Origin of the sequence: Streptomyces anthophorae (assembly GCF_049310305.1) — a bacterium.
GTDB lineage: Bacteria > Actinomycetota > Actinomycetes > Streptomycetales > Streptomycetaceae > Streptomyces.
The window spans coordinates 7,107,174-7,129,600 of sequence record NZ_JBLWQQ010000001.1 but is presented as its reverse complement, the minus strand read 5'-3'; the positions used below and the strand labels follow the sequence as shown (position 1 = coordinate 7,129,600).

At 71.7% G+C, this 22,427-nt stretch carries 20 protein-coding genes; 6 read left to right on the top strand and 14 right to left on the bottom strand.

Going from position 1 to position 22,427, the window contains the following annotated elements:
* Positions 1 to 28: 28 nt before the first annotated feature.
* Positions 29 to 712 (bottom strand): translation initiation factor IF-3, encoded by a 684-nt coding sequence (gene infC / locus ACNYS0_RS32370; protein WP_385759876.1) that lies wholly within the window; start codon positions 710 to 712, stop codon positions 29 to 31.
* A 354-nt stretch (positions 713 to 1,066) separates the two neighbouring features.
* Here infC and ACNYS0_RS32365 point away from each other — a divergent pair, with 354 nt between their 5' ends.
* The gene (locus ACNYS0_RS32365; RefSeq protein WP_385759727.1) at positions 1,067 to 1,429 is read left to right on the top strand and encodes a DUF1844 domain-containing protein; all 363 of its coding nucleotides are present in this window, start codon (positions 1,067 to 1,069) and stop codon (positions 1,427 to 1,429) included.
* A 40-nt stretch (positions 1,430 to 1,469) separates the two neighbouring features.
* Here ACNYS0_RS32365 and ACNYS0_RS32360 read toward each other — a convergent pair whose 3' ends face one another.
* The gene (locus ACNYS0_RS32360) at positions 1,470 to 2,201 is read right to left on the bottom strand and encodes an SseB family protein (protein WP_422478651.1); all 732 of its coding nucleotides are present in this window, start codon (positions 2,199 to 2,201) and stop codon (positions 1,470 to 1,472) included.
* Positions 2,202 to 2,271: 70 nt separating this feature from the next.
* On the opposite strand from ACNYS0_RS32360, the gene ACNYS0_RS32355 reads away from it, so the two are divergent.
* Positions 2,272 to 3,006 (top strand): serine hydrolase, encoded by a 735-nt coding sequence (locus tag ACNYS0_RS32355; protein WP_422478649.1) that lies wholly within the window; start codon positions 2,272 to 2,274, stop codon positions 3,004 to 3,006.
* Here ACNYS0_RS32355 and mycP read toward each other — a convergent pair.
* Both mycP and ACNYS0_RS32345 read right to left on the bottom strand, forming a co-directional pair.
* On the bottom strand, positions 2,990 to 4,150 hold the full coding sequence (gene mycP / locus ACNYS0_RS32350) for a type VII secretion-associated serine protease mycosin (protein ID WP_422478647.1): 1,161 nt from the start codon (positions 4,148 to 4,150) through the stop codon (positions 2,990 to 2,992). The genes ACNYS0_RS32355 and mycP overlap by 17 nt on opposite strands.
* A gap of 5 nt (positions 4,151 to 4,155) precedes the next feature.
* Positions 4,156 to 5,322: a hypothetical protein gene (locus ACNYS0_RS32345; protein WP_422478645.1), complete on the bottom strand. Its 1,167-nt coding sequence runs from the start codon at positions 5,320 to 5,322 to the stop codon at positions 4,156 to 4,158.
* A 409-nt stretch (positions 5,323 to 5,731) separates the two neighbouring features.
* Here ACNYS0_RS32345 and ACNYS0_RS32340 point away from each other — a divergent pair, with 409 nt between their 5' ends.
* Entirely contained in the window at positions 5,732 to 6,934 is a 1,203-nt protein-coding gene (locus ACNYS0_RS32340) for an amino acid deaminase/aldolase (RefSeq protein WP_422478643.1), read from the top strand.
* Positions 6,935 to 6,956: 22 nt separating this feature from the next.
* Here ACNYS0_RS32340 and ACNYS0_RS32335 read toward each other — a convergent pair whose 3' ends face one another.
* Genes ACNYS0_RS32335 through ACNYS0_RS32320 form a run of 4 tightly spaced genes read right to left on the bottom strand, consistent with a single transcriptional unit; the run spans position 6,957 to position 11,808 of the window.
* Complete coding sequence (locus ACNYS0_RS32335; RefSeq protein WP_422478641.1) at positions 6,957 to 8,243, bottom strand: haloacid dehalogenase-like hydrolase; 1,287 nt, start codon at positions 8,241 to 8,243, stop codon at positions 6,957 to 6,959.
* A 43-nt stretch (positions 8,244 to 8,286) separates the two neighbouring features.
* A complete protein-coding gene (locus ACNYS0_RS32330) occupies positions 8,287 to 9,069 on the bottom strand; it encodes a 3-oxoacyl-ACP reductase (RefSeq protein WP_422478639.1) in 783 nt (260 codons plus the stop codon).
* Positions 9,070 to 9,076: 7 nt separating this feature from the next.
* Positions 9,077 to 10,432, bottom strand: a complete 1,356-nt coding sequence (locus tag ACNYS0_RS32325; RefSeq protein ID WP_422478637.1) for an aldehyde dehydrogenase family protein — start codon at positions 10,430 to 10,432, stop codon at positions 9,077 to 9,079.
* Positions 10,433 to 10,443: 11 nt separating this feature from the next.
* Positions 10,444 to 11,808: a glutamine synthetase family protein gene (locus ACNYS0_RS32320; RefSeq protein ID WP_422478635.1), complete on the bottom strand. Its 1,365-nt coding sequence runs from the start codon at positions 11,806 to 11,808 to the stop codon at positions 10,444 to 10,446.
* A gap of 191 nt (positions 11,809 to 11,999) precedes the next feature.
* Between ACNYS0_RS32320 and ACNYS0_RS32315 the strand changes: the two genes are divergently transcribed.
* Entirely contained in the window at positions 12,000 to 12,698 is a 699-nt protein-coding gene (locus ACNYS0_RS32315; protein ID WP_422482837.1) for a gamma-glutamyl-gamma-aminobutyrate hydrolase family protein, read from the top strand.
* Here the strand turns inward: ACNYS0_RS32315 and ACNYS0_RS32310 are convergent.
* Both ACNYS0_RS32310 and ACNYS0_RS32305 read right to left on the bottom strand, forming a co-directional pair.
* Positions 12,652 to 13,638 (bottom strand): aminoglycoside phosphotransferase family protein, encoded by a 987-nt coding sequence (locus ACNYS0_RS32310; RefSeq protein WP_422478633.1) that lies wholly within the window; start codon positions 13,636 to 13,638, stop codon positions 12,652 to 12,654. The genes ACNYS0_RS32315 and ACNYS0_RS32310 overlap by 47 nt on opposite strands.
* A gap of 229 nt (positions 13,639 to 13,867) precedes the next feature.
* Positions 13,868 to 14,803, bottom strand: coding sequence for a LysR family transcriptional regulator (locus tag ACNYS0_RS32305; RefSeq protein WP_422478631.1), 936 nt, complete (start codon positions 14,801 to 14,803; stop codon positions 13,868 to 13,870).
* A 70-nt stretch (positions 14,804 to 14,873) separates the two neighbouring features.
* Here ACNYS0_RS32305 and ACNYS0_RS32300 point away from each other — a divergent pair, with 70 nt between their 5' ends.
* Positions 14,874 to 16,037 (top strand): TDT family transporter, encoded by a 1,164-nt coding sequence (locus ACNYS0_RS32300; protein ID WP_422478629.1) that lies wholly within the window; start codon positions 14,874 to 14,876, stop codon positions 16,035 to 16,037.
* On the opposite strand, the gene ACNYS0_RS32295 is transcribed toward ACNYS0_RS32300, so the two are convergent.
* From ACNYS0_RS32295 to ACNYS0_RS32280, 4 genes are all read right to left on the bottom strand, one after another.
* A complete protein-coding gene (locus tag ACNYS0_RS32295; RefSeq protein ID WP_422478627.1) occupies positions 15,964 to 16,680 on the bottom strand; it encodes a helical backbone metal receptor in 717 nt (238 codons plus the stop codon). The two genes, ACNYS0_RS32300 and ACNYS0_RS32295, sit on opposite strands and share 74 nt — an antisense overlap.
* A gap of 11 nt (positions 16,681 to 16,691) precedes the next feature.
* On the bottom strand, positions 16,692 to 17,279 hold the full coding sequence (locus tag ACNYS0_RS32290; RefSeq protein ID WP_422406218.1) for a helix-turn-helix domain-containing protein: 588 nt from the start codon (positions 17,277 to 17,279) through the stop codon (positions 16,692 to 16,694).
* Positions 17,280 to 17,473: 194 nt separating this feature from the next.
* On the bottom strand, positions 17,474 to 20,083 hold the full coding sequence (locus tag ACNYS0_RS32285; protein WP_422478625.1) for an ABC transporter permease/substrate binding protein: 2,610 nt from the start codon (positions 20,081 to 20,083) through the stop codon (positions 17,474 to 17,476).
* Positions 20,076 to 21,218 carry a quaternary amine ABC transporter ATP-binding protein gene (locus ACNYS0_RS32280; protein ID WP_422478623.1) on the bottom strand — a complete coding sequence of 381 codons (1,143 nt, stop codon included), beginning with the start codon at positions 21,216 to 21,218 and terminating at the stop codon, positions 20,076 to 20,078. Before ACNYS0_RS32280 ends, ACNYS0_RS32285 begins: the two co-directional genes overlap by 8 nt.
* Before the next feature lie 294 nt (positions 21,219 to 21,512).
* Between ACNYS0_RS32280 and ACNYS0_RS32275 the strand changes: the two genes are divergently transcribed.
* On the top strand, positions 21,513 to 22,421 hold the full coding sequence (locus ACNYS0_RS32275) for a 5'-3' exonuclease (RefSeq protein WP_422482836.1): 909 nt from the start codon (positions 21,513 to 21,515) through the stop codon (positions 22,419 to 22,421).
* Positions 22,422 to 22,427: the final 6 nt, after the last annotated feature.

The window sequence follows — 22,427 nt, the reverse complement described above, 5'->3', positions numbered from 1 at the left end:
GTGACGCACAGGCTGTGCGCCGCACGGATCATGCCTCGGCCGGAGCCTCGGCGGGGGCCTCGGCGACGTCCTCGTCGGCCTGGTCCTCGGCAACGTTCTGCGACTTGCCGGGGTTGGCCTTCGCGTCGGCCTTGCGCGCGGCCTGAGCCTCGCGGGCCTCGGCCATCGCCTCGGTCTTCTTCTTGTGCGGACCGAGGACCATGATCATGTTTCGGCCGTCCTGCTTCGGGTTCGACTCGATGAACCCGAGGTCCTGGACGTCGTTCGCGAGACGCTGGAGCAGTCGGAAGCCGAGCTCCGGCCGGGACTGCTCGCGACCACGGAACATGATCGTGATCTTGACCTTGTCGCCCTGCTTGAGGAACCGGACGACGTGACCCTTCTTGGTGTCATAGTCGTGCGGGTCGATCTTCGGCCGGAGCTTCATCTCCTTGATGACCGTGTGCGCCTGGTTCTTGCGCGCCTCACGGGCCTTCATGGCCGACTCGTACTTGAACTTCCCGTAGTCCATGAGCTTGCAGACGGGCGGGCGGGCGTTCGCCGCCACCTCGACCAGGTCGAGGTCGTACTCCTGAGCAAGCTCAAGGGCCTTGGCAAGCGGAACAATCCCGACCTGCTCGCCGCTAGGACCGACAAGTCGCACTTCGGGAACGCGAATCCGGTCGTTGATGCGGGGCTCGGCGCTGATGGATCCTCCTCGGTAGCACCACACGACGGCCTGGCGGACCGCCGCGTACGTTTGTGACGTAAGTACCAACCGCGCCGAAACACAAAAAATGCCCCGGCCGGTACACAGGCAGGGCTCCGAGAAATACCGGAGCACCACCACGGTGAACCGCGGGGCGCATCGGACGGTTCCGTCGTCCGTACGGAACGACGGTGACCGTCTGACCGGTGACCCACCGCCCTGGTCGGGCGGTCAGGTGGGAGATCGGAGCCTCCACTTGTGGGCCGGTCGCCGCATCCGCGAGTCCATCGAGAACAGGCGCCCGGCCGGTCGTTACACAAGGTTAGCAGGACTTGGGGGGTGCGCCCAATCGAGTGCGCGCGACATATCGTGGGGCCCATGAGTGACGCGACCCCCGCAACCGACAACCCCGACTACGACGCGCTGACCCGCGACATCGCCGAGGTGCCCGCCGTAGAAGTCATCGTGACGGTCGCGGTGAACCTGATGAGCGCCGCCGCGGTGAAGCTCGGCCTCACCGAGGAGGGCGACGCCCACAAGGACCTCGACGAGGCGCGGAAGCTGATCCACGCCCTGGCGGGCCTGCTCGACGGCAGCGCGACGGAGATCAGCTCCTTCCACGCCGCTCCCCTGAAGGACGGCCTGAAGTCGCTCCAGCTCGCGTTCCGCGAGGCGTCCGTCGTGCCGGACGAGCCGGGCAAGGGCCCCGGCGAGAAGTACACGGGCCCCGTGTACGGCTGAGCATCAACCGGCTGCGTATTCGAGTACGTGGCCGACGACATCACTGACGTACGTAGAGGGGCTCGCCCGGTGGCGTCGCCTCGACCGGCAGGATCGCCAGGTCGAGGCCGCGCACCAGGCGGGCCCTCAGTGTTTCGTCGGCGGCGATGCGGGTGGCGACGGCCTGGGCCGTGGCCTGGACGTCGGCGCCCGGGTCGAGGACCAGGGCCAGGATCCCGTCCGACCGGCCGGGGCCCAGGTGGGCGCGGGCCACGGCCGGCTCGGCGGCGACCGCCGCGCGCGCCGCGTCCCTGACGGCCGGGTCGGCGAGCGGGTCGGTGTCGCTGCGGCCCTCCGCGAGGGCGTACAGGGCCGGGCCCGTCAGCTCGTACGGGACGGGGCCCGCCACGTCGAGGACGACGGTGTCGGCCTTCTCGTGGGCGGCGGCCTGGAGCGCCTGGTGCAGCGGGACGGCCACCGGGCGGGCCTCGGGGTCCCAGAGGGCGAGCGACGCGGTCGAGGTGAAGGCGGGGAGCGCCTTGCGGCCCGCGGCCTTCAGGGTCGGGACCGCCATGTCACTGGTCTTCTCGCGGCGCAGCCCGTTCTCGTCCTCCTCGACCTCTCCGAGCACGGCGACCACCGGGACGAGCAGCCGGGTGTCCTTGAGCGCCGCCAGGACCGGGCCGTGGGCCGTGCGGTCCCGGGACCACGCGGCCAGGGCCTCGGTCAGGTGCGGGTCCGCCGTACCGTCGTCGTCGGAGAAGCCGGGGTCGGGAATGTTCTTGTTCGCCACGTTCACCGAGCCTACCGAGCGGGCCCGGCGGGGCTCCCGGCGGACCCGTGGACCGAAAGGGAGGTCGTCCGTGGCCGTGCGCAGGGACGTCGAGCTGGCCGGGGCGGTGGAGGCGGTCGTGCGCGGGCACGCGGGCGGGGTCTCCGTCGCCGTTCTGAACGAGGCCGCCGGGACGACCGCCTCGTACGCCCCGGGGCACGGGACGTACGCCACCGCGAGCATCGTGAAGGTCGACGTCCTCGCCGCGCTGCTGCTGCGGGCGCAGGACGAGGGGCGGGCACTGACCGCGCGGGAGCGTGCGTGCGCCGCCGCGATGATCGAGTGCAGCGACAACGACGCGACGACCGCGCTCTGGGAGCAGCTGGGCGGGGCCGACGGGCTCGACGCGGCGAACGAGCGGCTGGGGCTCACCGCGACCCGTGCGGGCGCCGACGGGCTGTGGGGGCTCACGCAGACCACCGCGGACGATCAACTCGCCCTGCTCGGGCAGGTTTTCGGGGTGGGCGGGGGTCTCGTGCTGGCCGAGGACTCGCGGGCGTACGTGCAGCGGCTCATGGGGAACGTGCGCGGCGATCAGGTGTGGGGCGTGTCCGCCGTGGGTGACGGGGCCGCGCTGAAGAACGGGTGGCTGCCGCGCAGTACCACGGGCCTGTGGGTCGTCAACAGCGTCGGACGGGTCCGGGTGGCCGGGCGCTGGCATCTGCTGGCCGTGGTCTCCCACGGGAGCGCCACCATGGACGCGGGCGTCGCGCTCGTCGAGGACGTGGCGCGGGCCGCCGTGCCGGTGGTCAGCGGCGGCGGATGAGGCGGTGGCCGCGCCACAGGTAACCGGCCGCGCCGAGCAGCAGCACCCCGACGGCGCCCGCGAGCGTCCCCGCCCAGGTGGCGAGCGAGCCGTCGGAGTCGTCGTCGGGCCCTGGGCCGAAGTACTTCCCGCCGTACGAGGCCGGGGTCAGGCGCTGCGGCTTCAGCTTCGCGCCCGCGGTGATCGCGGCGGCCGGGTCGACGAGGCCGAAGCCGCGGGAGTCGTCGCGGCCGCCCGCGGGCGGGTCGTCGGCCGTGTCCTCCATGAGCTTCTTGACCTGCGCGGGGCTCAGGCCCGGGTGGGCGCCGCGCACCAGCGCGACGGCCCCCGACACGAACGCGGAGGCGGCACTCGTCCCCCACGCCGAGTAGTACTTGCGGTCCGGGTCGGCCGTGACGATGCCCCGGCCGGGCGCGGCGACGGATGCGTACCAGCGGCGGGTGGAGAACGAGGCGCGGGCGCCGGTCGGGTCGACGGCCGTGGCGGTGATGACGCCGGGGTACGCGGCCGGGTAGGAGGCGCGGTCGCCCTGCTCGCCGCCGTTGCCCGCGGAGGCGACGACGGAGACGCCCCTCTTCAGCGCGTATTGGACGGCGGCGTCCTCGCTGGCCTCGGGGTGCGCGGTGTTCGAGTCGTCGCCGAGGGAGAGGTTGATGACGTCGGCGCCGTGGTCGGCGGCCCAGCGGATGCCGTCCGCGAGGGCGTTGCCGCGGGACTCGCGGGCCTTCGGTCGGGACGGGTCGCCGTCCTCCAGGATCACCCGGACCGGCAGGATCTTCGCCTCCGGGGCGACGCCCATGACGCCGTCGCCGTCGTCCTTGCCGTGCCCGTGGCCCGCGATGATGCCGGCGATGGCGGTGCCGTGCCGGGCCCAGGGGCGGTCGCCGCGCTCGGCGCCGAAGCCGATGAGGTCCTTTCCGGGCAGCACGTTCCCCTTGAGGTCCGGGTGCTCGTCGTCGACGCCCGTGTCCAGGACGGCGACGGTGACGCCCTTGCCGCGCGTCGTCTTCCAGGCCTCGTCGGTGTGCAGCGCGGTGAGGCCCCACTGCTGGGCGCGGACCGAGTCGGCGTGCGCCGCGGTCGAGGGGAGCAGCGCGAGGACGGCCGCGGTGCCGATCGCGGCGATCGTGTGCTGACGCTTCATGACGGCTACTGCTCCGTGTCCCGGTCCGCGGTCTTCTTGACCGTCTTGCGCAGGTCACGTTCGATCCGGTCGGCGACGCCCTGCGCGTCGTGGCCGAGGCCCGCCTGGGCGGGGGCGCTGGTGGCGCCGGGCTTCATGGCGTCGGCGGCGGGCTGCGGCTCGCTGACGGTGCGGCCGTCGGCGAAGCCGGAGACCGCGTAGACGACGACGGGGGCGTCGGTCAGGATGTCGATCGCCCACGACGCGCGCTGGCGGTCGCCGAAGCCGGCGGCGAGGGTGCCCTTGGCGGCGTAGGGCCGGGGCATGAGGTCGTCGCGCCGGTCCAGGCCCTGCTCCATGAAGCGGGAGCGCAGCGCCTGGGTGGCCTCCGCGTCCGCCTTGGTGAACATCAGGCCGACCGTGGTGACGCTGCTCTGCGTGGCGTCGGCGTACGTGGCGCGCAGCAGGCGCAGGCAGCCGGCCGAGCGCAGCGCCTTGTGCAGCAGCGGGTCGAAGGCGTCCGCGCAGGTCGTGTCGGGGGCGACGGCTATCCGGGTCCAGGTGCGGTCGGCCCGGCCGGGGCCCGCGCCCCCGCCCTTGAGGGTGCGCGGGAACAGCTCGTCGACGGGGACGCCGTGCCAGAGCTGGCCCGCCTCGCGGTACGCGGTCTGCACGGACGGGGGGCCGCTGTCGCCGCCGGTGAGCAGGGAGCCCGTGGCGGCGCCCCCGATGAGGCCGAGGCCGAGCACGAGGCAGGCCGCGATGGCCGCGGTCCGGGGCTTCAGGCGGGCACCGATGGGGCGCAGAAGCGTGGTGCGGTCGTCGTAGTGCTCGGGGGGCGCGAACCGCACGAAGGGCCGTCCGGCGGTTTCCGGGCGGGGGGTGAGGTCGACCGCGCCTATGGGGCGGCGCGGCGGCTGGGGCGGGGGCGGCGGTATGCGCGGCCCCGGCATCGCGGGCGGCGTCGCGGGCGCGGGCGGGCTCGCAGGCGCGGGCGGGCTCGCGGGCGCGGGCGGCACGGGGCGCAGCCGGGTGGTGGATTCGACGGGGGTCTCCCGCGGCGGGCCGGGCGCCTTGGCGGGCGCGGGCGGCGGACCGGGCTTGCTCGCAGGTGCGGGCGCGGGCTGCGGGCCGGGAGCCTGCGGGGGCGCGGGGCGGCGCTGCGCGGGCGGGGTCTCCGGGGGCAGCGGCACGCCGGAGCTCACCGGCGACACGGGCCGGGAGCGACCCTCGTCCGGGGCTCCGGACGAAGCCGTCGGCGTCTTTCCCTTGTCGCTCGGCGGCGGCCCGTCGGGCAGCCGGGAGGACGCGGTGGGCGGCGGGGGCGCGGAGGACGACGCCGCGGACCGCGACGGCGACGGGGATGATGTGGAGGGCAACGGTGGGGCCGTGGGGGGAAGTTCGGTGGGCTGGGGCGGGCCGGCAGGTCGCGGCGGAACGCGTCTGGCTTCCGTGCTCATGCCTCCCCCGTCTCCTTGAGCCAACGTGCGCGTCACTCTAACGGGCCCGACCAGGTCAACGCGTACCGCGCACACGGGATCGACCGATCCATCACCATCCGTCCCCCTACCCTGCGGTAATCCTGTCTGGCAGGCTTCGGCCATGACACCGCGCGCCGCCGATCGGGCCCGGTACGACCGGGCCACCGCTCATCTCGACGCCCCACTGGCGATCGTCGACCTGGACGCCTTCGATGCCAACGCCGACGACCTGGTGCGCCGGGCCGCCGGAAAGCCGATCCGCGTCGCCAGCAAGTCCGTGCGCTCCCGCGCCCTGTTGGAACGGGTCCTTGCGAGGCCGGGCTTCGCCGGGATCATGTCGTTCACCCTCGCCGAGTCGCTGTGGCTCGCGCGTTCCGGGTTCGACGACGTGCTCCTCGCATATCCCTCGGCCGACCGCTCCGGTTTCGCGGAGCTGGCGCACGACCCGAAGCTGGCGGCGGCCGTGACCGTGATGGTCGACGACCCGGCGCAGCTCAGGCTGATCGAGGGTGCGCGGGACGGGGGCCGGGAGGAGATCCGGGTCTGCGTCGAGCTGGACACCTCGTGGCGGACGCTCGGCGGCCGGGTCAGGGTCGGCGCGCTGAGGTCGCCCCTGCGTACGCCCTCCCAACTCGCGGACCTGGCCCGCGTCGTGACCCGCCGCCCGGGCTTCCGGCTCGCGGGGATCATGGCGTACGAGGGTCATGTCGCGGGCGTCGGGGACTCGCTGGCCGGGCGGCCGGTGCGGTCGCGGGCGATCCGGCTCATGCAGGCGGCGGCGCGCAAGGAACTGGCGGTGCGGCGGGCCGAAGTGGTGCGCGCGGTGCGGGCCGTGGCGCCGGACCTGGAGTTCGTCAACGGCGGCGGCACGGGGAGCGTGCAGCACACGGCGGCGGAGGCGGCCGTGACCGAGATCGCGGCGGGCTCCGGGCTGTACGTGCCGCGGCTCTTCGACAACTACACGTCGTTCACGGGGCGTCCTGCCGCGCTGTTCGCGCAGCCCGTGGTGCGCAGGCCGGGCGTCGGGGTCGTCACCGTGCTCGGCGGCGGCTACCCGGCCTCGGGCGCGGCGGGCGGCGACCGGCTTCCGGTGCCGTATCTGCCGGAGGGGCTGCGCTACGACGCGCAGGAGGGTCCCGGCGAGGTGCAGACGCCGCTGCTCGGCTCGGCCGCGGACGACCTGCTCATCGGGGACAAGGTGTGGTTCCGGCACGCGAAGGCCGGGGAGCTGTGCGAGCGGTTCGAGACGCTTCGGCTGGTGTCGGGCGACCGGGTCGTGGAGACCGTGCCGACGTACCGGGGCGAGGGCTACACGTTCCTGTAGCCCCCGCCCGGACACCCGGCCGTTATCCGTGGATGGAGTCGACCTGGTCGGGGACGACCGAACCGTCGTCCCTGAGCAGCGGTCCGAAGCCGCCCTCCGGCTTGTTGTAACCGGCCGTGGAGCACGGGTACGTGCCCGTCTTCTGCGGCAGCGGCTCGATGAACATCGGGTTGGCGACCCAGCGTCCGTCGGCGTTGTCGTAGGCCCGGCACATGATCTCGGGCTTGTTGCGGTTGAGGACGAGGTGCGCGCCGGTCGCGTCGCCGACGAAGGTCACGTCGGTGTCCGCGTCACCGCCGCCGAGCGCGATGCGCTTGTCCCAGCGCTGCTTCTCCCAGGCCGACTTCCCCTTGATGTGGAAGATGTCCTGGTTGATCCAGCAGCGCTTGCCGTCGATGTACGGGATGGCCTCGCCCTGGTTCACGCCGACGCCGCCGCAGCCCTCGTTGTACGTGGTGATGCGGCCCTCGCGGTCGAGGACGGAGCGGATCGCGATGGTGTGCTCGCGGTCGATGCCGACGCCCTTCGACCACACCTCGGTCACCGGCTCGGAACCGGCGGACACGATGTAGACGTCGAAGCCGGCCCGCTGCAACGTACGGATCAGGTCGCGCTGCTGGTCGTAATAGCGCACGTAGCCGGGGATGGTGTGCGTGCCCAGCTTCTGCGTGGAGCCGACGGGCGCGGCGAGCGCCTCGGCGCGGGCAGCGGCGGCGTACGACTCCAGCTCGGGCACGGTGTGGCCCGCGAACAGCTGCGGCACCCAGGCGTACTGGGGCACGGTGCGGCGGTGGTTCCACTCCCCCGCGAAGGCGGCGGCGCCGCTCATCGTCTTGCCGGACTCACGGATGTTGAAGATCTCGTCCGTGCAGTCGGTGTCGGTGGAGGTGGGCAGCGGGGCGCCGACGGGGACGTCCGTGCCGCAGGCGGCGGTGAGCGCCTTGTCGGCGTCGTCGGTCATCCACTTGCTGGTCTTCTTCCAGCTCGCGGGCCGCAGGATCTTGTCGTGCCTGAGCGACCAGGCGATGGTCGCGTCGGTGACGTCGTTCTTGCTGACGGTGTTGTCCCAGTCGAACGCGGCGACGGGACGCGGGCCCTTGTGCCCGCCGCAGCTTCCCCGCTCGTCGATCATGCGCTGGAGCTTGGCCCGGTTCTGGCCGTACCAGGGCAGCTTCGTCGACAGCTGGGGGCACTTGGCGGCGGTGGGCCGTGCGGACGTGGCGGCGGCCGCAGGTGTGGTGAGGCTCGCGGCCGCCATCAGGGCGGCGGCCGCGACCGAGGTCCACGCGGCAACATGTCTGTTACGCATGTGAGTGGACCGTACACGCGTGAGCCCGATGCTCACAGGCTTCTCACACTGGTGTCACGTACGCCCCCGAGATCCCGCCATCGACGAGGAAGTCGGTGGCGTTCACGAACGCCGCGTCGTCGCTGGCGAGGAAGGCGACGGCCGCCGCGATCTCCGTGGCCTCGGCGAACCGGCCGACCGGAATGTGCACCAGGCGGCGCGCCGCCCGCTCCGGATCCTTCGCGAACAGCTCCTGGAGGAGCGGGGTGTTCACCGGGCCGGGGCACAGGGCGTTGACCCGGATGCCCTCCCGCGCGAACTGCACGCCCAGCTCGCGGGACATGGCGAGGACGCCGCCCTTGGACGCGGTGTACGAGATCTGCGAGGTGGCGGCGCCCATCCGGGCCACGAACGAGGCCGTATTGATGATGGAGCCCCTCCCCTGGCGCCGCATGTACGGGATGGCGGCCTTGCAGCACAGGTACACGGACGTCAGGTTGACCTCCTGGACCCGCTTCCAGGCCTCCAGGCCGGTGTCGAGGATCGAGTCGTCGTCCGGCGGCGAGATGCCCGCGTTGTTGAAGGCGATGTCGACGCTGCCGTAGGTGTCGTACGCGGTCCTGAACAGCGCCTCGACCTGCTCGGCGTCGGTGACGTCGACCTGGACGAAGATCCCGCCGACGTCCTCGGCCGCCTTCTTGCCCGCGCCCTCGTCGATGTCGCCGCAGACGACATGCGCGCCCTCGGAGGCGAAACGGCGCGCGGTGGCGAGTCCGATGCCGCTGCCGGCGCCGGTGATCACGGCGGTGCGGCCGACGAGGCGACGGCAGATGATGTCTTCGCTCATGAGTGGTTCAGGCCTCCGTACTGATGAAGACGTTCTTGGTCTCGGTGAAGGCGGCGAGGGCGTCGGGGCCGAGTTCACGGCCGAGCCCGGACTGTCCGTGGCCGCCGAACGGGGTCCAATAGCGCACGGCCGAGTGCGAGTTGACGGACAGGTTCCCGGCGCGGACGGCCCCCGAGACACGCAGCGCGCGGCCCACGTCGCGGGTCCAGATCGAGCCGGAGAGCCCGTAGTCGGTGGCGTTCGCGAGGCGCACGGCGTCCGCCTCGTCGTCGAAGGGGAGGACGACGGCGACCGGGCCGAAGACCTCCTCGACGGCGGCGCGGGCGTCGGGGGCGATGCCGGTGAGGACGGTGGGCGGGAACCAGAAGCCGGGGCCCTGCGGGGCCGCGCCCCTGATCGCGGGCTCGCACAGCGGGACGTAGGACCGCACCCGCTCCAGCTGTGCCTTCGAGATGAGCGGCCCCATCTGCGTCTTCTCGTCGGACGGGTCACCGACGACGACCGATTCAATGGCCGGGGCGAGCAGCTCCAGGTACCGCTCGTACACGGACCGCTGGACGAGGATGCGGGTGCGGGCGCAGCAGTCCTGGCCCGAGTTGTCGAGGAACGACATGGGGGTGGCGAGGGCCGCGGCCTCGACGTCCGCGTCGGCGAACACGATGTTCGGGCTCTTGCCGCCGAGTTCGAGGGTCACGCGCTTCACGCGGTCGGCGCACTTGGCCATGACCTGCTTGCCGACGCGGGCGGAGCCGGTGAACACGATCTTGGCCACGCCCGGATGCTCGACGAGGGCGTCACCGGCGACCGGCCCCTCCCCCGGCAGCACCTGGAACAGGCCCTCGGGAAGCCCGGCCTCCAGGGCCAGCTCGGCCAGGCGCAGGGCGGTCAGCGGGGTCGTCTCTGCGGGCTTGAGGACGACCGCGTTGCCCGCCGCGAGGGCCGGGGCCGTGCCCCAGGCGGCGATCGGCATCGGGAAGTTCCACGGCGCGATGACACCGACGACGCCGAGCGGTTCGAGGAGCGTGACGTCGAGGCCGCCGGCCACCGGGATCTGACGCCCGGTCAACCGCTCGACTCCGCCGGCCGCGTACTCCAGCAGATCGCGTACGTTGCCGGCTTCCCAGCGGGCGTTGCCGATGAGGTGACCGGCCTCGCGGAGCTCCAACTGGGCGAGCTCTTCGAGGTGTTGGTCGACGGTGGCGGCGAAGCGGCGCAGCAGCCGGGCCCGGTCGGCGGGGGCGAGCGCCGCCCAGGCGCGCTGGGCACCGGTGGCGCGGACGACGGCCGTGTCGACGTCCTCGCGGGTGGCGGGCGGGACGGTGGCCACGAGCTCTTCCGTGGCCGGGTTCAGTACGTGCAGCAAAGCGCTCCCTTTCACAGCCTCTCGAATCCCCGGCGGAGTTCCCAGTCGGTGACGGCGGCGTCGTACGCGTCCAGCTCGACGCGCGCCATGTTGCGGTAGTGGTCGACGACCTCGTCCCCGAAGGCGGCCTTGGCGATCGGGCTGTTCTCCCAGAGCTCGGCGGCCTCGCGCAGGGTGGCGGGAACGTGCGCGTAGTCGGCGGTGTAGGCGTTCCCGGCGCAGGCCTCCGGAAGGGACAGCTTGTTCTCGACGCCGTACAGGCCCGCGGCGACGAGTCCGGCGACGGCGAGATACGGGTTCACGTCCCCGCCGGGGAGCCGGTTCTCGAAGCGGGTCGAGCGGCCGTGGCCGACGACGCGCAGCGCGCAGGTGCGGTTGTCGTGCCCCCAGGCGACGGCGGTCGGCGCGAAGGAACTCGGCTGGAACCGCTTGTAGGAGTTGATGTTCGGCGCGTAGAGGAGCGAGAAGTCGCGCAGCGCGGCGAGCTGCCCCGCGAGGAAGTGCCGCATGAGCTCCGACATGCCGTGCCCGCCGGGCCCGGCCATCACGTTCGCACCATCGGCGTCGGCGAGCGAGAGATGGATGTGGCAGGAGTTGCCCTCGCGCTCGTTGTACTTCGCCATGAAGGTGAGCGAGCAGCCCTCCTGCGCGGCGATCTCCTTGGCGCCGGTCTTGTAGATCGCGTGCTGGTCGCAGGTGGCGAGGGCCTCGGTGTAGCGGAAGGCGATCTCGTGCTGGCCGGGGTTGCACTCCCCCTTGGCGGACTCGACCGTGAGGCCCGCGCCCGCCATCTCGTTGCGGATGCGGCGCAGCAGCGGCTCGATGCGGCCGGTGCCGAGGACGGAGTAGTCGATGTTGTACTGATTGGCCGGGGTCAGCCCCCGATAGCCGGCGTCCCAGGCCTGCTCGTACGTGTCCTTGAAGACGATGAACTCGAGTTCGGTGCCGACCTGGGCGGTGAGCCCGAGCTCGGCGAGGCGCTCCAGCTGGCGGCGCAGGATCTGCCGGGGCGCGGCGACGACCGGGGAGCCGTCGTCCCAGGCGAGGTCGGCGGTGAGCATGGCCGTGCCCGCGTTCCACGGGACGCGGCGCAGGGTGGACAGGTCGGGGTGCATGGCGAAGTCGCCGTAGCCGCGGTCCCAGGAGGACATCGCGTAGCCGTCGACGGTGTTCATCTCGGTGTCGACGGCGAGCAGGTAGTTGCAGCCCTCCGTGCCGTGCTCGAGGACCTCGTCGAGAAAGAAGCGGGCGGCGAAGCGCTTGCCCTGGAGACGGCCCTGCATGTCGGGGAACGCCAGGACCACGGTGTCGATCTCGCCGCCGCTGACGAGGGCGTGCAGTTCCTCCACGGTCAGCGGGGATGTGCGGTCTGCCACGGGAAGATCCTCCTCAGGTCAACCGGAACCACAACGTAATCGCCGGACCGCCACCAGGGAAGCAGCCACGGGGCACGCCGAGTGGACACTGCCCCGGTGGCGCTGCCCGCATGCTGAACGCCCCGGTGGCGCGCTCCGTGATCTCGTACGCTCGGGTGCTCGGGACGTACGGCATCGGGGAGCGCGACACCATGGTGAGCAGGCCGCTGATCGGCATCAGCACCTACCTGGAGAACAAGGCCAGTTGGGGCATCTGGGAGCTGCCCGCGGCGCTGCTGCCCGTCGGCTACCCGCGGCTTGTGCAGGAGTCGGGCGGGCTCGCCGCGATGACACCCCCCGACGACCCCAAGCACGCGCCGTCGGTGGTGGCGCGGCTCGACGGGGTGATCCTGGCGGGCGGCCCCGACGTGGACCCGAGCCGGTACGGGGCCGAGCGCGACCCGCGCACGGGTCCGGCCGCCGGGGAGCGGGACACCTGGGAACTCGCCCTGATCCGGGCCGCGTTGACGTCCGGCACGCCGCTGCTCGGCATCTGCCGCGGCATGCAGCTGCTCAACGTCGCCCTCGGCGGCACGCTCACGCAGCACATCGAGGGCCACGTGAAGGAGACGGGCGTCTTCGGCACCCACACCGTCACCCCGGTGCCGGGCACGCGCTACGGCGACCTCGTCCCGGAGCCCGCCGAGGTGCCGACCTACCACCACCAGGCGGTCGACCGCCTCGGCAGGGGCCTGGTCGCCTCGGCCCACGCGGACGACGGCACGGTGGAGGCGGTCGAACTCCCCGGCATGTCCTGGGTGATGGGCGTGCAGTGGCACCCCGAGATGGGCGAGGACGCGCGGGTCACGGAAGGTCTGGTACGGGCGGCGGGTACGCCGCACGGCTTCTGAGCCGCGTCCTCAGCCAGGCCAGGGCGGCGGCGCCCTGCGCGCGCTGGAAGGGCCGCAGGGTGGGCAGTCCGGGCGGCGCGGGCCGGGCCGCGTGCTCCAGGAAGAACCCGGCGAGCGCGGCGAGCGTCCGCGTGACACCCTCCGGGTCGGCCGCACGCCCCAGCGGATGTCCGGCGAACACCACCTCGGGATCGGGCCCGCCCTGCGCCCGTACGCACGGCAGCATGAGGAGCAGGTCGAACCAGGCGGCGGCGCGCACGACGTGCGGCCAGTCGACGAAGACGACACCGCCATCGGTGAGCAGGATGTTGTCGGCCCGCAGATCGGCGTGCGCGAGTGTGTCACCGGAGGCGAAACCGCCCCAGGGCGCGGCGAGTTCGGCCAGCCACTCGGCGTTGCGGACGGCCCACGGGTCGAGGCCCGCGTCCGCCGTCCGCCCCTCGTCGAGCAGCACCCGCCACCCGTTGAACCGCTCCCCGAGCTCCTCGCCGACGGCGCGCGCGGGGAACGGGACGGGCGTGAGCACCCGGGCCAGCTCCCCCACACCGTCCAGCACCCGCGCCAACTCCCGCTCCCGCCACGGCACATGGGGCTGCCGTCCCGCCACGTCCTCGAAGGCGAGGGCGACCCAGGTCTCGTCGTCGTACACACCGAGCAGCCGGGGAGCGGGCACCTCGACGGGCAGCGCGGCGGCATTGCGCGCCTCCCGCCGGTGAAAGTTCGAACTGACGGGATTCACCTCGGCACTGACGGCCTTCACGAACGCCCGCCGCCCGTCGTCAAGCACGACCCGCACGGCAACCCCGGGCGAAAAACCCCCACCCTGCGTCACGGCCTCCACGATGCCCGCCCCGAGCACCTCCTCGACCCCGACACGGACAGACCCAGGGAGCGCACTCCAGGGAGTACGCACACCGGTGGCAGAGGGCGCTGAGGTCATGCCCCGATGGTGCCGCCACCGAACACCGCCCCGCCACCCGATTTCACCCGCACAACCCGGCGGCGAACGACCAATCAAGCGGCCTCGACGGCGAGCGACCAATCAAGCGGTCTCGACGGCGAGTGAGCGATCAAGCGGCCTCGACGGCGAGTGACCAACAATCAAGCCCCTGCGGCGATTGAGCAGCGGGGCCCGGGGCAGAGCCCCGCGACCGGGAGCCGGACCGGGCTCAACCGGACCGGGTGAGCGACAGCAGATCCCGCGCAGGGCCGACAGGCAGATGCCCCGTCGGCCACACCGCCCGCAGCTCCCGCCCAAGCTCCGCCCCCTCCAACGGAATCTCCACCAACCGCCGCGCCGCAAGCTCCTCCCCCACCGCCAACTCGCTCAGCACGGAGGGCCCCGCCCCGCTCACCGCCGCCGACTTCACCGCGGTCGTCGACGACAGCTCGATCAACGGCCGCGCGAGCCCACCGAGCGCCGCGTCCAGGACCTGCCGCGTCCCCGAGCCCTCCTCCCGCAGAATGAGCGGCGTCGCGGCCAGCTCCCCCGCGGCCAGCGGCTTGCGGCGACGCGCCCAGGGATGCCCCGGCGCGGTCACCACGATCAGCCGGTCGTGCGCGATGACCGCCGAGTCGAGCCCCGCGGGGACCGTGCGCCCCTCCACGAACCCGAGGTCCGCCTCGCCGCCGAGCAGCCGCTCCGCGACCGCCGTCGAGTTCCCCGCGAGCAGCGACACCGCCGTGTCGGGCCGCTCGGCGCGCAGCGCGATCAGCCAGCGCGGCAGCAGGTACTCCGCGATCGTCATGCTCGCCGCCACCCGCAGCCGCGAGTCGCGCCGGTCCCGCAGCGCCGACGCCCCCGCGTCGAACTGCTCGGCGGCCTCCACGATGGGCCGGGCCCAGTCGGTGACGAGCGCCCCGCTGTCGGTGAGCCGGGAGCCGCGCGGCGAGCGGTCGACGAGGGCGAGCCCGAGCTGCCGCTCCATCGACCGGATCCGGCTGCTCGCGGCGGGCTGCGTGATGCCGAGGGCGCGGGCGGCGGCGCCGAGGCTGCCGAGGCGGGCCACCGCGAGAAGCAGTTGCAGCGCGCCGAGTTCGGGCACACGGTGCGCGAGCCCCGCGTCCGGTGCCTGCTCCGTGATCCCTGTGTGCTCCTGGCTCATAAGGCCAGGTTATGCGCTCATAGCGAGATCGTCCCTGGTGGGGCCCGACGGTCGGCGGGACCGTAGAACCATGGTCACTGCCGCCCACCCCGCGCCCCGTCCCCGCCCCCTCCCGTCGACCGGCGTCCGCGCCGCCGTCCGGCAGCTCGGCCCGAACTGGTACGCCGCCGTCATGGGCACCGCGATCATCGCCAACGCGGGCGCCACGCTGCCCGTCGGGTTCCCGGGCCTGCGCACCGCCCTCACGGTGGTGTGGGCCCTGTCCTTCGTGCTGCTCCTCGTCCTCCTCGCCGCCCGCACCCTGCACTGGACGCACCACCGCGACCGGGCCAGGGAGCAGCTCCTTGACCCGGCGGCCGCCCCGTTCTACGGCTGCCTGTCGATGGCGCTGCTCGCGGTGGGCGCGGGCACGCTGCTCGTGGGACAGGACTGGCTCGGTCTGGACGCGGCCGTCGCCGTGGACACCGTGCTGTTCGTCGCCGGCACCGTCATCGGTCTCGCCGCGGCGGTCGCCGTCCCGTATCTGATGGTGGTCCGGCATCGCATCGCCGCCGATGAGGCCTCGCCGGTGTGGCTGCTGCCGGTCGTCGCGCCGATGGTGTCGGCGGCCGTGGGCCCGCTGCTTGTGCCGCATCTTCCGGCCGGGCAGGCACAGCAGACCCTCCTGTTCGCCTGCTGCGCCATGTTCGGCATGAGCCTGCTCGCGACCCTTGTCATGCTGCCGGTGATCTTCGCGCGGCTCGTCACGGCGGGCCCGCTGCCGCTGCTCCTCACCCCGACGCTGTTCCTCGTGCTCGGCCCGCTGGGCCAGTCGACGACGGCCGCCAACAAGTTCGCCGACGTCGCGGGCGGCGTGCTCCCCGCCTCGTACGCCCACGGTTTCACCGCGTTCGCCGTGCTGTACGGGGTGCCGGTGATGGGCTTCGCCCTGCTGTGGCTGGGGCTCGCCCTCGCGATGGTGCTGCGGGCTCGGCGCCGGGGCATGGGTTTCGCCATGACGTGGTGGGCGTTCACCTTCCCCGTCGGCACCTGTGTGACCGGCGCGGAGGGCTTGGGCGAGCACACGGGCCTCGCGGCGTTCGACGGCCTCGCGGTCGTCCTCTACGCGGGTCTCGTGGCGGCCTGGGCGGTCGCCGCGGTCCACACGGCGCGCGGCGTGCTCAGCGGACGGCTGCTCGCAGCGCCGCGCCGAGCTCTCCCGCCGCTTGTGCCAACGACGGCCCGTACCAGGTGAGATGGCGCCCGCCGACCAGCGCGCTCGGCCCCTCGAAGCACTCCGGGCCGTCGTCCTCGGCGAAGCGGTACGGCTCGTCCGGGAGGACCACCACGTCCGGGTTCCGGGCCCGGAGTTCGTCGAGCGGGATGCGCGGGTAGCGCTCGGCGTGGTCCGCGTACACGTTGTCGACGCCGAGCCGCGCGAGCAGATCCCCCGCGAAGGTGTCCCGGCCGAGCACCATCCAGGGGCGCCGCCAGATCGGCACGACGGCGGTGAACCGGCGTTCGGGCACCGGGAGTTCACCCCACGCGGCCTCCGCCGCGTCCAGCCACCGCGGCCGCGCCGCCGCCCCACAGGCCCGCAGCACGCGCTCCAACTCCCGTACGGCCTGTGGCAGTTCACGCACCTCGGTGACCAGCACCTCGACGCCCGCCGCGCGCAGAGCCGCGAGGTCCGGCTCGCGGTTCTCCTCCTCGTTCGCGACGACGAGGTCGGGGCGCAGCGCGAGAACGGACCGCACGTCGGGGTTCTTGGTGCCGCCGATCCGGGTCACGTCGAGACCCGCCGGATGCGTGCACCAGTCGGTCGCGCCGACGAGCACTCCGGGCAGCGTCACGGCGACCGCCTCCGTCAGCGACGGCACGAGCGAGACGACACGCACGGCGCCGCGGCCTACTTCGGGCCCGGCTCGTCGACCGCGTCGATGTGCTCGGCGACGGCCACGACCACCACGCGCGCGTCCGGCACGGTCGCCCGCCACCGGTGCCGCACGCCACCGGTCAGATACAGGGTGTCACCGCGGACGAGCCGGTAGGCGCGCCCCTCCGCCTCGACCTCGACCGCGCCCTCCGTCACATGCATCAGCACGTCGTTGCGGAGCTGGAACTCGCGGCCCGGATCGTGGTCGCCGACGAACTCCTGGGCGTGCATCTGGTGGTGGCCGCGGACCAGGGACCGTACGACGAACCCGTCCGCGTCCTCCCCCGAACGGCTCTCCACGGACGGATCGTCCGCCCGCACCAGGTCCACGGTGCGGGCCGGGTCGGCGGCGGCGAGGAGCTCGACGGCCGTGGTGCCGAGCGCGTCGGCGACCTTCTCCAGGGAGCGGCGGCTGGGCCGCGCCCGCTCGTTCTCGACCTGGCTGAGGAACGGCACCGACAGGCCGCTGCGCTCGGCGACGGCCGACAGGGTCAGCTCGAGGGAACGCCGACGGCGCCGGACGGCCGCGCCCACGCGGAGTGATTCCTTGTGCTCGTCCACGACTTCCGCTCCCTCCCGCCGGTTGCCCTGTGCGTTTCCCTGTTCGTGCGGCCGGCTCATCATGTGCCCGGTTCGTTTGAATGCACCCTACGCATGTTCACCCCGCGGTTTCATGTGAGCGCGGGAAACGCCGTGAGGGGCGGGCCCCCTCTCGGGAACCCGCCCCTCACGGCCGGTCATGCCTCACAAGGTGGTCAGGAAGCGGTCATCCGCTTCTCGACGTCCTGGTGCGACTCGAGCCACTTGGAGACCGCGGCCTCCTCGTGCCCCTGGCCCTGCTTCGTGATCTCGGACTCCAGGCTCGCCAGCTCGTCCTCACTCAGCTTGAACTTCTTGAACCACTTCGTGAGCTGCGGGTACTTGCTGGGGAATTCCTTGTTGGCGATGGTGCGGATCTTGTCGCCGGGACCCCAGGCCTTCTTCGAGTCCTTGAGCTTGGTGAGCTTGTAGTCGTTGTATGCCCAGTGCGGGGACCAGAGCACGACCGCGATCGGCTCCTTCTTGGCGTACGCACGCTTGAGCTGCGCCAGCATCGCCGGCGTGGAGCCGTCGACGACCTTGTACTCCTTGTCCAGGCCGTAGGCCGGGAGCACGTCCTTCTTCAGCAGGCTCATCTCGCCGGTACCGGCCTCGATACCGATGATCTTGCCGTCGAAGAGCTTGGACTTGCCCTTCAGGTCCTCGTAGGACTTGACGCCCTTCACGTAGGACGGCACGGAGACCTCGAGGGACGTCGGGCTGTACCAGCTGCCCAGGTCCTTGAGGTTGTTCTTGTTCTTGTCCCAGTAGTTGGACTGCGCGTGCGGGAGCCAGGCGTCGAAGTTGACGTCCAGGTCACCGCTGGCGAGGCCGGTGTAGACCGGGCCGACGTCCATCTGCTTCAGGTTGAGCTTGTAGCCCTTCTTCTCCAGAACGTGCTTCCAGAGGTGCGTGACCGCGATGTCCTCGTCCCAGGGGAACCAGGCGACGTTCACCGGGCGCTTGGCCTCGGCCGGGGCGCCCTGCTTGACCGGGGCGACCTTGTTGACGAAGCCGGGGTTCTTCTTCAGCCACGCCTTGACGGCGTCCTGCTGCTTGCCCTTGCCGACCTTGTTGATCTCGGCCTCAAGACTCGTGAGCTGCTTCTCGCTCATCTTGAAGTCCTTGACCCACTTGTTGACCTCGGGGAAGTCCTTGCCGAAGCCCTTGCGGGCCAGCGAGTGCACTCCGTCGCCCTTGCCCCAGGCACCCTTCGGGTCCTTGAGCTTGGTGAGCTTGTAGTCGTTGTACGCCCAGTGCGGCGACCACAGCGGAACGACGATCGGCTTCTTCGCCGCGTACGCGCGCTTCAGCTGCGCCAGCATGGCCGGCGTCGAGCTGTCGACGACCTTGTACTCCTTGTCGAGGCCGTACTCCTTGAGGACCTTGCTCTTCAGCAGGCCCGTCTCGCCGGCGCTCGACTCGATGCCGGTGATCTTGCCGTCGAACTTGTCGGCCTGGCCCTTCAAGTCCTCCATGGACTTGAGGTCCTTCATGTAGGACGGCACGGCCAGCTCCAGCGAGGTGGGGCCGTACCACGAGCCCAGGTCCTCGAGCTTGTCGCCGTACTTCTTCCAATACTGGGCGTGCGTCGTCGGCAGCCACGAGTCGGTCTGGAAGTCGACGCTGCCGTTGGCCAGCGAGGTGTAGAGCGGGCCGGCGTCGAACTGCTTGGCCTCGACCTTGAAGCCGCGCTGCTCGAGGATCTCCTTCCACAGGAACGTGGAGGCGACGCCCTCGTCCCAGGGGATGTAGCCGATGGAGATCTTCTTGCCCTGGCCCACGTTGGTGGACGTGGCGGTCGGGGAGGCCCCGCCGCTGTTCTGGCCGAACATGCCCATGCCGCCCGCGACGAGCGCGAGGACGACGACACCGACCACGGCGACGGCCGGGCGGGGGCGGTAGGACCAGATCTTCAGGCCGTGCGTGACCCGCAGCTTGTTGAGCGCGCGGCGGCCCAGCGGGGAGACCTGCTGGCCGAGCGAGCTCGTCATGCGGTCGAGGTAGACCGCGAGGATCACGATGGAGATACCGGCCTCGGCACCCAGGCCGACGTTCAGCTGGCCGATGGCCTCGTTGACCGAACCACCGAGACCGCCGGTGCCGACCATGCCCGCGATGGCGGCCATCGACAGGCCCAGCATGATGACCTGGTTGACACCGGCCATGATCGTCGGGAGCGCCAGCGGCAGCTGCACGCGCCACAGGGTGTTGCTGGGCTTGGTGCCGAACGCGTCGGCGGCCTCCACCAGCTCCTTGTCGACCTGCCGGATGCCCAGCTCGGTCATGCGCACGCCCGGCGGCACCGCGAAGATCAGCGTCGCGACGATACCGGCCGGGGCGCCCGAGCCGAAGAAGAGGATGGCGGGGATCAGGTAGACCATCGCCGGCAGCGTCTGCATCAGGTCCAGGACCGGACGGAACAGGTTGCTGATCCGGTTGGAGCGGGCCGCCCAGATACCGAGCGGCACACCGATGATCAACGCGATGATCGTCGACACGAGGACGAGCGACAGCGTCATCATCGCGTCGTCCCACAGCTCCAGGTTCTGGATGAACCAGAGCCCGACGAAGGTGAGTACGCCGCCGAGTGTGCCGCGCAGCCAGAAGGCGATCACGGCGAAGATGCCCGCGAGCAGCAGCGGCTCGGGGGCCTGGAGGACCTCGGTCAGGCCGTTGTAGACGCCGTTGAAGATGTCCTCGAAGAAGCCGAACAGCCAGTCGAGGTGGGTCAGCATCCACTGGACGATGCTGTTGACCCAGTCACCGAAGGGAATCCTAGGCACCGGCATTCACCTTCTCGGCAGACTCGTCGCCCTCGCCACGCGGCGACGGGACGGCGTCCTTCTCGTCCTTCGTGAGGCCGGCGGCCTCACCGTTCGTACCGTTCTCGACGGTCTTCGTCGGCTCGCCGAGCACGGCGAGCAGCCGCTCGCGCGGCACCACGCCCTGGAGTTCGCCGTCGTCGTTGACGACGGCGACGGGTATCTCGCTCGTCGAGCACGGCGTGAACAGCTCGATGATCTGCGCGTCCTGGTGGACCTTCGCCGGGGCGTCGGCCATGTCGTAGCCGTCTTCCGGCTCCGCCATGATCGCCCGCGCGCTCAGCACGCGGGAGCGGTCGACGTCCTGGGTGAAGGAGGCCACGTAATCGTTGGCCGGCGTGACGAGAATGTCCTCGGCCGAGCCGATCTGGACGATACGACCGTCGCGCATGACCGCGATGTTGTCGCCCAGACGCATCGCCTCGTTGAGGTCGTGGGTGATGAAGACGATCGTCTTCTTCAGCGTCTTCTGAAGCTCAAGAAGCTGGTCCTGCATGTCGCGCCGGATCAGCGGGTCGAGCGCGCTGAAGGACTCGTCCATCAGCAGCAGGTCGGCGTCGGTGGCCAGCGCACGGGCCAGGCCCACACGCTGCTGCATACCGCCGGACAGCTCGTCGGGGAAGGACTTCTCCCACCCCTCGAGGCCCGCGAGGCGCAGCGCCTCGATCGCCCGCTCCTCGCGCTGGGCACGCGGAACGCCCTGCACCTCCAGGCCGTACGCCGCGTTCTCCATGACGGAGCGGTGCGGGAACAGCGCGAAGTGCTGGAACACCATGCTGATCTTGTGGGAGCGCACCTGGCGCAGCTCCTTGGGAGCCAGCGCCGTCAGGTCCTGTCCGTCGAAGCGGACGTGTCCCGCGGTCGGCTCCAGGAGTCCGTTCAGCATGCGCAACAGAGTGGACTTACCGGACCCAGACAGACCCATGACGACGAAGATCTGGCCGGACTCCACTGTGAACGACGCGTCGATCACGGCGGCGGTGGTTCCCTCGGCGCGCAGCTCCTCACGGTCTGCACCGCTGCGGAGCTTCTCCACAGCCTCATCGGGTCGTCTGCCGAATACCTTGTACAGGTCTTCGGCTTCAAGCCTGGACACATACACCTCTCGGGTCGAAACAACACGGCCCGCCTCCCCCGCCGGCGGGCCGTAGAGCGATACGGATCTGTCCGCTTGACCGGTCGTCCTCAATAGTTGAAGTACGTACCGGCACCGCTCCGTGGCGGCGCCTGCCCCCGTTTATCTGAAACAAACGGGGGAGTTACCCAGTTCACAGCGTGTTCACTCATGCTGATCGCGTACTTACGGTCGGTGACTGTCAGTGGGGTGCGGCATGATGCGGACGTGACCCAGACGACATCCACGACAGGAGCGGCGGCGGACCGGCGCCTGATGCTGCTCGACACCGCGTCCCTGTACTTCCGGGCCTACTTCGGGGTGCCGGACTCGGTGAAGGCCCCGGACGGCACCCCGGTGAACGCGGTGCGCGGACTCCTCGAATTCATCACCCGGCTCGTGCACGACCACCGGCCCACCCACCTGGTGGCGTGCATGGACGCGGACTGGCGGCCCCAGTGGCGCGTCGACCTCATCCCTTCGTACAAGGCGCACCGCGTCGCCGAGGAGACGCCGTCCGGCTCGCCGGACGAGGAGGAGATCCCCGACACCCTCTCCCCCCAGGTCCCGGTCATCGAAGCCGTGCTCGACGCGGTGGGCATCGCGCGCGTGGGCGTGGAGGGGTACGAGGCGGACGACGTGATCGGTACGTTCACGGGGCGGGCCGAGGGCCCGGTCGACATCGTCACCGGGGACCGCGACCTCTTCCAGCTGGTCGACGACAAGCTGGAGCGGCGCGTGCTGTACCCGCTGAAGGGCGTCGGCACGCTCCAGGTGACGGACGAGGACCTGCTCCGCGAGAAGTACGGGGTGGACGGCGCGGGATACGCGGACATGGCACTGCTGCGCGGCGACCCGAGCGACGGGCTGCCGGGCGTGCCCGGCGTCGGCGAGAAGACCGCGGCGAAGCTGCTCGCGACCTACGGGGACCTGGCCGGGATCATGGCGGCTGTCGACGACCCGAAGTCGAAGCTGACGCCGACGCAGCGCAGACGGCTCGACGAGGCGCGCCCGTATCTGGCGGTGGCGCCGACGGTGGTGCGCGTCGCGGGCGACGTACCGCTGCCGGAGGTGGACACGGCACTGCCGCGCGCGCCGCACGATGCCGCGGCGCTCGAGGAGTTGGCGGCCCGCTGGGGCTTGGGAGGTTCTTTGCAGCGGCTCCTCGGCACCCTCTCGGAATGAGGTGTT

Bases quoted from the DNA above. Each gene is read 5' to 3' on its own strand.
- ACNYS0_RS32365 (WP_385759727.1), top strand. From the start codon at position 1,067: ATGAGTGACGCGACCCCCGCAACCGACAACCCCGACTACGACGCGCTG.
- mycP (WP_422478647.1), bottom strand. From the start codon at position 4,150: ATGAAGCGTCAGCACACGATCGCCGCGATCGGCACCGCGGCCGTCCTC.
- ACNYS0_RS32340 (WP_422478643.1), top strand. From the start codon at position 5,732: ATGACACCGCGCGCCGCCGATCGGGCCCGGTACGACCGGGCCACCGCT.
- ACNYS0_RS32335 (WP_422478641.1), bottom strand. From the start codon at position 8,243: ATGCGTAACAGACATGTTGCCGCGTGGACCTCGGTCGCGGCCGCCGCC.
- ACNYS0_RS32330 (WP_422478639.1), bottom strand. From the start codon at position 9,069: ATGAGCGAAGACATCATCTGCCGTCGCCTCGTCGGCCGCACCGCCGTG.
- ACNYS0_RS32315 (WP_422482837.1), top strand. From the start codon at position 12,000: ATGGTGAGCAGGCCGCTGATCGGCATCAGCACCTACCTGGAGAACAAG.
- ACNYS0_RS32310 (WP_422478633.1), bottom strand. From the start codon at position 13,638: ATGACCTCAGCGCCCTCTGCCACCGGTGTGCGTACTCCCTGGAGTGCG.
- ACNYS0_RS32305 (WP_422478631.1), bottom strand. From the start codon at position 14,803: ATGAGCCAGGAGCACACAGGGATCACGGAGCAGGCACCGGACGCGGGG.
- ACNYS0_RS32300 (WP_422478629.1), top strand. From the start codon at position 14,874: ATGGTCACTGCCGCCCACCCCGCGCCCCGTCCCCGCCCCCTCCCGTCG.
- ACNYS0_RS32275 (WP_422482836.1), top strand. From the start codon at position 21,513: ATGCTGCTCGACACCGCGTCCCTGTACTTCCGGGCCTACTTCGGGGTG.